Source organism: Leyella stercorea DSM 18206, assembly GCF_000235885.1.
Classification (GTDB): Bacteria; Bacteroidota; Bacteroidia; order Bacteroidales; family Bacteroidaceae; genus Prevotella; species Prevotella stercorea.
Genome location: NZ_JH379380.1, coordinates 24489 through 36475, shown reverse-complemented (window position 1 = coordinate 36475; position 11987 = coordinate 24489). Strand labels below are relative to the sequence as shown.

The following is an 11987-nucleotide window of genomic DNA, read 5'->3' as shown; positions in this document are numbered from 1 at the left end:
TATATTGGGAGTTTTGACACGCCCTCCTCCTACTTTGATATCTCATTTGTTAAATAATGGTTAATCTGGCGGCTGATAGGCTTTAATTTCGTAATTTTGCACTTTACTAATTATGCAATTCTTTAAACAAAACAGAATGGACAACGAATTTTTGACAGACGATAAGCAGAACTTCGACTTGGAAGAGTCGGCTGTAAAGCGCCCTGAGCGACATCATAGCAGAGGAGAACGTTCTGACCGCTTCTTTATGATAAGGAATATTCTCAACATTATCTTTATGATTGGTGCCGTTGTGGGTGTTCTTGTGCTCTATTTCCACGATAAAACGATAGGCACGGTTATTATTCTCGTATCTATGGTGTTCAAGATGGCGGAGTGTTGTTTCAGATTAATACGCCTATAATAACTGCAATGATAAGAACAACAAGAAAATTATTAGGACTTCTTGCGTTTCTGTTGTCTGTTCCGATGTGTCTGTCGGCACAGATAGGTATGGACGACAACGATCGCTTCAACCAAATGAACCCTGATGGCTCTGTGAACAAGCGCAACCGAAACGCTGCCGACTCACTGGGTACGGACAAAGTTATACCGCGCGGCATAAGGGTATGGACGGTCGATTCGCGTTTTGGCGACCAAAGGAAAGCTGCTGTTGACACCGTGTCGCACATGTTTATGAACTCTATCTTTACAACGGGTTTGCGTGGTGAGTATAACACGACGGGCAATCTCGGTGCGCCGCGCATACATCGCATATTTATCGATCGTCCAGAAACAGAGCAGTTTATCTTTACGCAGCCATACGATTATGTTGTATCGCCCGTAGATAAGTTTCATTTCACGAACACGTTGTCGCCTATCACGAACCTTACATACAACACCGCAGGTGACAGAATAACGGGTGAAGACCGACTTTCGGCTAAGTTTGGAGTGAATGCAGGCAAGCGCCTTGGCGTTGGTTTCAACGTCGATTATCTCTACGGACGTGGCTATTACTCTGAGCAAAGCACGTCGCATTTCAAATTCTTGCTCTATGGCTCCTATCTCGGTGAACGCTATCAGGCACATCTCTTGTTCTCCACTCTTGATCAGAAAGTAACGGAGAATGGTGGTATCACCAACGACGAGTACATAAAGCACCCAGAGAGTTTTGACGACAACTTCGCAACGAACGAGATTCCTACCGTCTTGGAGCGCAACTGGAACCGCAACTCTAATCAGCATATCTTCTTCACGCATCGTTTTAGCTTTGGTTTCCGCAAGAAAGTGAAGATGAGCGAGGAGGAGATTGCAGCCCGCAAGTTTGCAATGGAATCGGAGAAGGAGAACGCAGCCTTGCACGAAAAGGAGGCTGCCAAGCGCAAAGCAGAGCGCGAGGGCACTGACTTCGACGAGGAGGAATACGAGGAGCAATCGTTTGGCGGACGTCCTGACGATGCGAAGGTGGCAGGCAAAGAGCCTGCGACTACCGAAATGGCAGACAACTCGGGGCGTATTCGCGTGGATGGCAAGGCAGCAGCCGACAGTCTGAATAGCCTTGCAGCTCAGGCGCAGCTCGACACGATGTGGATGAAGACAGAGTATGTGCCCGTTACGAGCATCATACACACCGCCAAGTTCGACACCTATCGTCGCATTTATCAAGCCTACAACTCCCCGAAGGACTTCTATGCTAACACTTACGACAATGTAGGTGCGTACAGTGGCGACTCTATATATGACAAGACGAGCCATTATCGTTTGCAGAACACGCTCGCCTTGTCGCTGTTGGAAGGCTTCAACAAGTGGGCAAAGGCAGGCGTAAAGGTGTTTGCTACGTCCGACTTGCGCCACTTTACATTGCCTAATACCGAGCGTACATTCACTACGTACAACGAGCACAACCTCAGTGTAGGCGGTCAGCTCTCTAAGACACAAGGTAGAACGCTGCACTACAGCGTGTTGGGCGAGGTGTGGGCGATAGGTAAGGATGCTGGTCAGGTGAAGGTGGATGCTAATGTTGACCTCAACTTTAAGTTCCTTGGTGACACGGTGCGCCTCGCTGCGTCAGGCTTCTTCCATAGTCTTAACCCAACGTTCTATCAGCGTCACTACCACTCGCGCCACTTCTGGTGGGACAAGGACGATATGGCGAAGATTGTTCACTCGCGCTTGGAGGGCACCTTTGCTTACGACAAGACACGCACAAAGCTGCGTGTGGCGTTCGATGAGCTGAAGAACTACACCTACTTCGCAATGGGATACAACATAACCGATGAGCATCTGCGCACGCAGAACACGCTCAGCGTGAAGCAGGCTGGTGGGGCGATAAGTCTCTTCACCGTAGGTTTGCAGCAGGATGTGACCCTCGGTCCGGTGAATTGGGAGAGCGTTGTTACGTTCCAGAAATCGTCTAATGAGGCAGTGCTGCCTGTGCCCACTTTGAACGTCTACACCAATCTGTACTTGCGCTTTATGATAGCGCGTGTGTTGAAGTGTGACCTTGGTGCCGATGCGCGTTACTTCACAAGCTACTATGCCCCCGACTATAGTCCGGCTCTCGGACAATATGCCGTGCAGGATGGTCCAAGCAAGACGAAGGTAGGCAACTATCCGCTTGTGAATGTCTACGCCAATTTCCATTTGAAGCAGGCACGCTTCTTTGTGATGATGAGCCATGTGAACGCCGGCAGCGGCAACCGTTCATATTTCTTCACGCCTCATTATCCGCTAAACCAGCGTGTGTTGCGTTTTGGCGTTAGCTGGAATTTCTTTAATTAAACTTTATTATTGCAGAGACTTTCTGCACTCCATACAAAAACACCCAAGTAGGTTTGGTTCTTTCGCCTAAAACCTACTTGGGTGTTGTCTTTTACACTAACAAAAGTCATCGTTCTCCGTACGCAGTCTGATTGGGTTGCGTACGGAATCTGATTGGGTTGCGTTCGGAATCTAATCAGACTGCGTACGGAGAACGATAACTTTTCTGCTACATAATGCTTATTTCATCAACAAAGAGGAACGCCGGTTTGCCCTTTCCGCTATGCCATTCGGGCATATTGCGCTCCGATGTAGCCTTGACTTTCACGTAGCGTGCCTTTGTGGGCTGGAAGTCGAGCTTGTGGGTGTAGACCTTGTCGGCTGCATCCTCGCCAAGTGTCGGCAACTGCTTCGTAGCTACCTGCTTGAATGTCTTACCATCTTGAGAGACGCTCACTTCGATGTCGCGTGCGTCGAGAATCCATGAGCCTTTATCCACGCAGGTGTTTAACTCTACGTGCGAGATTACAGAAGGCTTCTGCATGTCTATAACTGCCTCAAGGTCGTTCTCGCAGAAGCCGAGCCAACGGCCGGTGCCGAAGCCCTTGTCGCCAAGCAGTCCGTCGGTAAGCGTAGCTGCACCATTGTAGGTGTAGTTCTTGTGTGTGGGCTGCAGCAATGTAATGGGGCAAGCCGTAGCCTTGTTGAAGTTTATCTCCTGACGGCTAACGCTGCTTCTCTTGCCGTCGCGGAAGGCAGCTGCGCAGATGTTGGCAGACTTCTGCAGGGTGATGGCACCAACGTATAGCGGACTATTGGCTGTAGGCTCCGTGCCGTCGAGTGTGTAGCGTATCTCAGCGTCACCGGTTGTGGTGAGATGTACTACAATCTCTTGCCACTTCGTGTCGGCATCAACGTGTATGTTCACGTTGAAGAGATGCTTGGCGTAGTTGTAGCCTTGGTGGTCGTAGAGATGCGTGAACTTAACGAGACGACTTGTGAAGTCGGCGTAGTTTTTCAGCTCGGGCTGGCTCCACTGCACCTCGCTCAGTGCCGCCATACGCGGCAGAGCCATGTACTGCATCTGCTTGAATGTAGGCATATATTCGGTCCAGATATTCGCCTGCACACCGATGATGTGGCGTGCCTCGTCGGCAGTCAGTTCTTTAGGCATCGGCTCGTAAGAGTAGACGCGCTCCAACGGCAGGTAGCCGCCGATAGCCTCTGGCTCGTTAGCCTTGTCGAGCGACTGGTAGTAGTCGAAGTAGAGGTAGCTGTTTGGTGTCATCACCACGTCGTGATGCTGCTTGGCAGCCGCGATGCCGCCAGTCTCTCCGCGCCACGACATAACGGTGGCACCCTCAGCGAGTCCGCCCTCAAGAATTTCGTCCCAACCGATGGTGTTGCGGCCTAACGACTTGAGGTAGTTGGAAGCGTGAGTGATGACGTAGCTCTGCAGACGCTCCTCGGCTGTGTGTCCGTCCTTAGCCTCAAGATGCAGTGCCTTGATGCGTGCTTGGCACTTCGGACACTTCTGCCACTGGGTCTTCGGACACTCGTCGCCACCAACATGTATGTACTTAGACGGGAAGAGAGCCACAACCTCCTTCAGCACGTCGTCTACAAACTTCATTGTCTTGTCGTTGCCAGCGCAGAGCACGTTGTCCGACACGCCCCACATCTCCCATACCTTATACGGACCGCCCGTGCAGCCCAGTTCGGGATAAGCAGCAAGAGCTGCCTGCATGTGTCCTGGAAGGTCTATCTCTGGAACGATAGTAATGTAGCGGTCGGCAGCGTACTTCACGATGTCGCGTATCTCCTTCTGTGTATAGAAGCCTCCGTATGGTTTGCCGTCGTACTTGCCCGTGTTGTGGCCGATGACGGTTTGTGTGCGCTTTGAACCAACCTTGGTGAGCAACGGATACTTCTTTATCTCGATGCGCCAACCCTGGTCATCAGTGAGATGCCAGTGGAAGCGGTTGATGTTGTGCAGGGCGAGTATGTCAATGAATTGGCGTATCTCGTCGGTGCTTACGAAGTGGCGCGACACGTCGAGGTGTGTTCCGCGGTAGGAGAAGCGCGGAGCGTCGACGATGTGAGCGCAGGGAATGGTCACTTGTGATGCCTTGCCACTCACTACGGGCAGCGACTTACGCAAGGTTTGTATGCCGTAGAACACACCGGCTGCTGATGCTCCAGCAATGCTGATGCGTTTAGCGTCGACATCGAGCTTGTAGCCTTCAGCGTTGCTGATTGTCTTGTCGATAGAAAGGACAATAGCTGTAGCATCCTTGCCCTGCTTTCCGACAGTGGGGCGCACACCAGTAGTCTGTTCGATATACGATGCGAGTAGGGTGGCATTGCGCTTCAGGTCGTTGTTTGAGGTCGCAACTACAATTGATGTTTTGCCGTTGAGGATAAAAGGTGCATCGTTAGTTACGTCAGCCTGCAGCGGTTGAGGCACGATGTTGAAGTCCGCAGTCTGTCCCGATGCGGAGCCGGGCAGGAGGAATGCCGTTGAGACAATGACTCCTGTGAGCAATTTCAAATTCATTGTATTGTTTATCTTGTTTTGTTTTAGTAGGCTTGTTTATTTAGAATTGATTTCCTTTGTCTTCTTTTTTAATGATAGTGTATTGAATGATAGACCGAAGATTTCACTTGGTTGCTTACTCAACGTACACCCGTATTGCAAAGTTAGCGGAAATCGGGGACACTACAAAAAAACGACAGCAATAATGTCTAAACATCATTGCTGTCGTTTTATAATATTTCTATCTTAGGAGGATAGGGTAGGCGTGCTATCCGTCTCCTCCTTCGATTTCGGTTTGATTAGATTTGCTCGCTCCAATCCTCCTGGCTCTTGCGAACGTAGGTCTGGTAGCGGAGCTTAGCCATCTTCTCAGCCTGGCTGAACAGCTCGTCAGCCTCCTTCGGGAATGCCTTCTGAACAGAGAGGTAGCGAACCTCACCAAGGAGGAAGTCGCGGAAGTCCTCCCACTTCGGAGCCTTAGAGTCGAGTGTGAACGGGTTCTTGCCCTCGTCAGCCAACAGCGGGTTGAAGCGCCAGAGGTGCCAGTAACCGCAATCAACAGCGAGCTTCTCCTCGTTCTGTGAGCGACCCATACCGCCCTTACGCTTCAGACCGTGGTTGATACACGGAGCGTAAGCAATGATGAGTGACGGACCTGGGTAAGCCTCTGCCTCGCGGATAGCCTTCAATGTCTGAGCATTGTCAGCACCCATAGCGATCTGAGCTACGTAGATGTAGCCGTATGTTGTCTGCATAAGACCGAGGTCCTTCTTGCGGATACGCTTGCCCTGAGCTGCGAACTGAGCGATAGCACCGAGCGGAGTAGACTTAGACGACTGACCACCAGTGTTAGAGTAAACCTCAGTATCGAGTACGAGGATGTTAACGTCCTCACCAGAAGCCAATACGTGGTCGAGACCGCCGTAGCCGATATCGTAAGAAGCACCGTCGCCACCGATAATCCACTGGCTGCGCTTTACGAGGTAGTGGTCGAGAGTCTTGAGCTCTGTGCAAACCGGGCAACCCTTCTCTGCACCAGCAGCGATGAGCGGCTTAAGCTCTGCAGCAGCAGCCTTAGAACCCTCAGAGTCGTTCATGTTAGCCATCCACTTGTCAGCAGCAGCTACGAACTCTGCCGGAACGTGCTCGTCTGCCTTTGCCTCTTCGAGGAGGTGGCAGATGCGCTCCTTCATCTTCTTGTTACCGAGAACCATACCGAGACCGAACTCGCAGAAGTCCTCGAACAGTGAGTTGTCGAATGCTGGTCCCTGACCCTTAGCGTTGGTTGTGTAAGGTGTAGACGGGATAGAAGCTGAGTAGATAGAAGAACAACCAGTAGCGTTAGCAATCATCTGACGGTCGCCGAAGAGCTGAGAGATGAGCTTAACGTAAGGAGTCTCACCGCAACCAGAGCAAGCGCCTGAGAACTCGAACAGAGGCTGAGCGAACTGAGAGTTCTTCGGGCTCTGCTTGATGTCTACGAGGTCCTGCTTAGAAGCTACGTTGTGAACGAGGTACTCCCAGTTCTGTGCTTCCTTCTGCATATCCTCTGCGTCTACGTTGAACGGAACCATCTTGAGAGCCTTCTCGAGCTCGCCGATCTCCTTGTTCTTCTTGCCTGGGCAAACGTCGGCACAGTTGCCGCAGCCAAGACAGTCGAGTACAGAAATCTCAATGCGGAAGTGCATACCCTTGAGAGTAGCCGGAGCCTTGATCTCCTGTGTCTCAAGACCTTCGATGCCTGCAAGCTCTGCGTCGGTAAGAACGAACGGACGGATAGCTGCGTGAGGACATACGAACGAACACTTGTTACACTGGATACAGTTCTCTACATTCCATACCGGAACGAATGCCTCAACACCACGCTTCTCGAAAGCTGAAGTGCCGTTCTGCCATGTACCGTCAACAGTGTCGTGCTTAACGAAGTCAGAAACCTTCAAGAGGTCGCCTGCCTGACCGTTGATAGGACGAACGAGCTCCTTAACGAATGCCGGAGCGTTGTCAGCCTTAGCCTCCTCGTCAGCGAGGTTAGCCCATGCCGGGTCAACAGTGAGCTGCTTGTATTCGCCACCGCGGTCAACAGCTGCGAAGTTCTTGTCAACAACGTCCTGACCCTTCTTAGAGTAAGACTTAACGATGAATGCCTTCATCTGCTCTACTGCGAGATCCAAAGGAATAACCTCTGTGATGCGGAAGAATGCAGACTGGAGGATGGTGTTGGTACGGTTGCCGAGACCAATCTCCTGAGCGATCTTTGTAGCGTTGATATAGTAAACAGTGATGTTGTTCTGAGCGAAAATGCGCTTCACCTTATTCGGGATGAAGTTAACGAGTTCCTCGCCGTCGAAGATAGTATTCAACAGGAAGTAACCGTTCTTGCGCAAACCGCGTGTAACATCGTACATATTCAGGTAAGCCTGTACGTGGCAAGCCACGAAGTTAGGAGTATTTACCTGGTATGCGCTGTGGATTGGGCTGTCGCCGAAACGGAGGTGTGAGCAAGTGAAACCACCTGACTTCTTAGAGTCGTAAGAGAAGTAAGCCTGGCAGTACTTGTTGGTGTTGTTACCGATGATCTGTACAGAGTTCTTGTTAGCACCTACAGTACCATCAGCACCGAGTCCGTAGAACTTAGCTTCGAACAAGTCGTCGCCGCCCATTGGAATCTCCTCTTCCTCAGGAAGTGAAGTGAATGTAACATCGTCAACGATGCCCACTGTGAAGTGGTTCTTAGGCTGTGGGAGCTCGAGGTTCTTGAACACAGCAACGATCTTAGCCGGTGTTGTATCTGAAGAACCAAGGCCGTAACGACCACCAACGATAAGCGGCTTGCGCTCGTCGTCGTAGAGAGCCGACTTAACGTCGAGGTACAGCGGTTCGCCCTCTGCGCCTGGCTCCTTTGTACGGTCGAGTACAGCAATGCGCTTAACTGTAGCAGGAAGAGCTTTCTTCAGGTAATCTACTGCGAACGGACGATAAAGGTGAACAGCAACCATACCTACCTTCTTACCCTGCTTGTTCAGGTAGTCGATAGCCTCGCGTGCAGGCTCTGTAGCAGAACCCATGAGGATGATTACGTTCTCTGCGTCCTCAGCTCCGTAGTAGTTGAAGAGGTGATACTCGCGACCAGTAATCTTTGTCATCTCCTGGCAGTACTTCTCTACTACTTCAGGGATGCGGTCGTAGTACTCGTTGCAAGCCTCACGGTGTGTGAAGAATGTCTCCGGGTTCTCAGCTGTACCGCGTGTAACAGGACGCTCAGGTGTGAGGGCACGGTCGCGGAAACGCTTGATGTAGTCCGGATTTACCAACGGACGGATGTCTTCCATATCCATCTCCTCGATCTTGTGGTACTCGTGTGATGTACGGAAACCGTCGAAGAAGTTGATGAACGGTACTGATGTCTCAAGTGTAGCAAGGTGAGGAACTGCAGAGAGGTCCATAACTTCCTGCACTGAACCAGAGCAGAACATTGCGAAGCCTGTCTGACGGCAAGCCATAACGTCCTGGTGGTCGCCGAAGATACAGAGAGAGTGTGAAGCCAATGTACGTGCAGAAACGTTGAACACGCACGGCAGTAACTCGCCTGCAACCTTATACATGTTAGGAATCATCAGCAACAGACCCTGCGAAGCAGTGTATGTTGAGGTGAGGGCACCAGCCTGAAGTGAGCCGTGGAGAGCACCTGCTGCACCAGCCTCTGACTCCATTTCCTGGATAGAAACTCGCTGACCGAAGAGGTTCTTACGACCCTTGGCAGCCCATTCATCTACATGCTCTGCCATCGGAGATGACGGAGTGATAGGATAGATAGCAGCAACCTCTGTGAACATGTAGCTCACGTGAGCGGCAGCTGTGTTACCATCACAAGTGATAAATTTTTTTTCTTTAGCCATTTTACTAATTCTTTTTAATTAGTGAATACTTATAGTTGTTTTAAACTTTTTCTGTCTAAGCTTCATTTAAGGCGGCGTTTAAGCCGAACTAAGCCAAACTAAGCCTTCCTAAGCCGAGTAAAGCCTTTCTAAGCCTTCTTAAGCCTTCCTACTTTTTACTCTTTTACTCTTTTACTTTTTTACTTTTAATAGAGTAAGCCGAACATCCAAAGCGGAACTTTGTTCGCTTGACCAATATTGAGGTCGTAGGTGGCGTACAGTTGCTCTGAGGAGTTGCGAGTGCGTCGTATGTGGTTGGCACTCGTGACATGGAAGTGAAGTTTGTTGTCAATGATGTATGCAGCGTCGCGGTTGCCCTGATTGATGCTGTGGTCCTTCCAAAGCATATTGACGAAGAATGTCTCCATAACATCCTGACGGTCTGCCACGATTGGGTAGATGCAGTACATGAGGTTGGGGTTGTACATCATCACCTTTGACGGTTTTTTCGGGAACTCGTCGCCAGGGTGGTAAATGATGTTTATCAAACGTGCATCAGAGAGATACTTGATATAATTCATCACTGTGGCACGGCTTGTCTTAATCTCTCCTGCCAGGTTGCTGATGTTCGGTGCTTTCAGTCCTTCTACAGCAAGTAGGTAAAGGAGCTTCTTTATCTTTGTGAGATATTTAAGCTCGATTTGTTTTATCAGAAGAATGTCTACTTCGGTCATCATGTTCATAGTCTTGAGCAAGTTCTCCTCGAAGTTGCGGTGCTCAAGAAAGAATGGATAGAAGCCATGATGAAGGTAGGAGTTGAAGTGTTCGGCAATGTCTACATTCTTTGCAATCTCGTTGGCTATTTCTACATGATTGGCGAGAATGTTGTCAAGCGTATAGACGGGGATGTTATTGCCTGTTTGTAGGTTTAAGTATTCGCGGAACGAGAAGCCACGGAGGTTGTAACTCTTGACGATGCCACAGAGTTCGGGATTTTCCTCTTTCAGTCGCATCACACTTGAGCCCGTGAATATAATCTTCAGGTTTGGACATTGGTCGTAGCATTTGCGAAGCTCGCTGCTCCAGTTCTGCTGCTTGAACACTTGATCAATGAGTAGAACCTCGCCACCGTGGTTATAGAAATCCATCGCAAAGTCAGCGATGCCACGTCCCTGAAAGTAGAAGTTGTTCATATTCACGTAGAGACAACGACGATCGTTAGTGTCGAAATTCTCCTTGGCATATTGCAATAGGAATGTTGTCTTTCCAATGCCTCGTGTACCCTTAATGCCAATGAGACGATCGCTCCAGTCAATCTCGTCCATAAGATTGCGTCTGACTGGTGCGTCCGTATGCTCTACGAGGTATTTATGAGTTTTAAAGAAAGCTTCCATTACTCTATCGGTTGTTTCTGTTGCTTCTGTTACTTGAATATTTTGCTATTTATTATATAGTCTTCTACAACTATGCAAAGGTAATATTAATTTCTTTATTTGCAAACTCTGTATTGCAAAAACTGCATTTTTTTTATTTTTTGCGTCTGCATCGTTTGCGGTGTGCTATTATGCAGATGTGTAGTCGCTCGATTGTGAAATAAAAGTGGTATTTTTGCACTTGCTTACGAAGTAATTAAAGATAAGAACAGATGAAGTTACATATATTCAATCCTGAGCACGACATAGCTCTTGCTGCCAATCAAGAATGTTTCACCGCCCCTCATGCAGGTAGACGTTTGCGTACCGACTTGGAATTTATCCCTGCTTTCTGGGCTTCAGAAGGCGATATGGTACTCGTAGACGATGTTGAGGCAGCAATAGAGGCACGTCGCCATCTACGTAAGTTCGGCAATGATGTGGTCTTTGTCACCGCTGCCGACTTGAAAGATTTTACTTTGGACGATGTTAAGAGTTTTCAGGTAGAGCCGTGGGGGTGGGATCGCACCATAAAGGAACAACTGTTGCGTGCTAATAAAGGGCTTGAACCATTCATGCCAAGTGACGATGCGCTTGCTACTATCAGAGAGATGAGCAACAGACGCTTTGCTGCAGAACATCTTTTGCCTGTGTTGCGTGAAATAGCTGAGTCCCAAACTGTTGGTGAAAGCCACTACTGCACAACAATGGAGGAGGTACTTCAAGTGTTAAAACGCAACGGAAGAAGCGTGCTCAAGTCGCCATGGAGCAGTAGCGGCAGGGGAGTGCGCTATGTAGAGACCACAGTACTTGATGCACATCTTGAAGGGTGGGCAGCGAATGTCGTCAAACGTCAGGGTGGCATAATGGTAGAGCCATTATATAGTAAGGTGTACGACTTCGGACTTGAGTTTGTGAGCAATTCCGACGGGTCGATTGATTTCAAAGGACTCTCGCTCTTCGCTACACGTGGTGGTGCATATGTAGGCAATATACTTGCCACAGAAGCTGATAAGCGTGAAATATTATCACGGTATGCCGACATTGCTCTTGTTGATAATATCTGCGAGCGTATTCGTGCTGTGCTTTCTCTGTATTTTAAGGGTATATATGTTGGAGCTTTCGGCATTGACATGATGGCTGTAGCACGTGAGAGTGCTGACGGCTTCCTGCTTCATCCGTGTGTAGAACTTAATCTGCGTCGCACTATGGGGCATCTTGCTTTGTCACTCACGCCTACAATTGCCGAACCACAACGCATAATGAGCATCAGCTATGCAGATAAGTATCGTATGAGAATACACGATACGACGAATAATTTACTGAATACATCGCTGATAGCTCACTAATTATTACACATATTTAAGATTTTATGTGTAGTGCATTAACGTGGTTTTTCTGAGAAAATCAGTAACTTTGCATACG

6 protein-coding genes are annotated in these 11987 nt (G+C 49.3%); 3 read left to right on the top strand and 3 right to left on the bottom strand.

All coding sequences use genetic code 11. From position 1 onward, the window contains the following. The first annotated feature begins 136 nt into the window (after window positions 1-136). On the top strand, window positions 137-403 hold the full coding sequence (locus HMPREF0673_RS02920) for a hypothetical protein (RefSeq protein WP_022430915.1): 267 nt from the start codon (window positions 137-139) through the stop codon (window positions 401-403). Between the two features lie 8 nt (window positions 404-411). Beyond that, window positions 412-2760 carry a putative porin gene (locus HMPREF0673_RS02915; RefSeq protein WP_040596279.1) on the top strand — a complete coding sequence of 783 codons (2349 nt, stop codon included), beginning with the start codon at window positions 412-414 and terminating at the stop codon, window positions 2758-2760. A 208-nt stretch (window positions 2761-2968) separates the two neighbouring features. On the opposite strand, the gene HMPREF0673_RS02910 is transcribed toward HMPREF0673_RS02915, so the two are convergent. The 3 genes from HMPREF0673_RS02910 to HMPREF0673_RS02900 all read right to left on the bottom strand — a co-directional run bounded on the left by HMPREF0673_RS02910 (window position 2969) and on the right by HMPREF0673_RS02900 (window position 10544). Beyond that, a complete protein-coding gene (locus HMPREF0673_RS02910) occupies window positions 2969-5296 on the bottom strand; it encodes a glycoside hydrolase family 20 protein (RefSeq protein WP_007897686.1) in 2328 nt (775 codons plus the stop codon). A 278-nt stretch (window positions 5297-5574) separates the two neighbouring features. Beyond that, window positions 5575-9171 (bottom strand): pyruvate:ferredoxin (flavodoxin) oxidoreductase, encoded by a 3597-nt coding sequence (gene nifJ / locus HMPREF0673_RS02905; RefSeq protein ID WP_007897681.1) that lies wholly within the window; start codon window positions 9169-9171, stop codon window positions 5575-5577. A gap of 185 nt (window positions 9172-9356) precedes the next feature. Continuing rightward, window positions 9357-10544: an ATP-binding protein gene (locus HMPREF0673_RS02900; RefSeq protein ID WP_007897680.1), complete on the bottom strand. Its 1188-nt coding sequence runs from the start codon at window positions 10542-10544 to the stop codon at window positions 9357-9359. Window positions 10545-10795: 251 nt separating this feature from the next. On the opposite strand from HMPREF0673_RS02900, the gene HMPREF0673_RS02895 reads away from it, so the two are divergent. Next, window positions 10796-11911, top strand: coding sequence for a hypothetical protein (locus tag HMPREF0673_RS02895; protein ID WP_007897678.1), 1116 nt, complete (start codon window positions 10796-10798; stop codon window positions 11909-11911). Window positions 11912-11987: the final 76 nt, after the last annotated feature.

What these genes read in the sequence shown, in the direction of transcription:
- HMPREF0673_RS02920 (WP_022430915.1), top strand. Translation starts at nt 137, where the DNA reads ATGGACAACGAATTTTTGACAGACGATAAGCAGAACTTCGACTTGGAA.
- HMPREF0673_RS02915 (WP_040596279.1), top strand. Translation starts at nt 412, where the DNA reads ATGATAAGAACAACAAGAAAATTATTAGGACTTCTTGCGTTTCTGTTG.
- HMPREF0673_RS02910 (WP_007897686.1), bottom strand. Translation starts at nt 5,296, where the DNA reads ATGAATTTGAAATTGCTCACAGGAGTCATTGTCTCAACGGCATTCCTC.
- nifJ (WP_007897681.1), bottom strand. Translation starts at nt 9,171, where the DNA reads ATGGCTAAAGAAAAAAAATTTATCACTTGTGATGGTAACACAGCTGCC.
- HMPREF0673_RS02900 (WP_007897680.1), bottom strand. Translation starts at nt 10,544, where the DNA reads ATGGAAGCTTTCTTTAAAACTCATAAATACCTCGTAGAGCATACGGAC.
- HMPREF0673_RS02895 (WP_007897678.1), top strand. Translation starts at nt 10,796, where the DNA reads ATGAAGTTACATATATTCAATCCTGAGCACGACATAGCTCTTGCTGCC.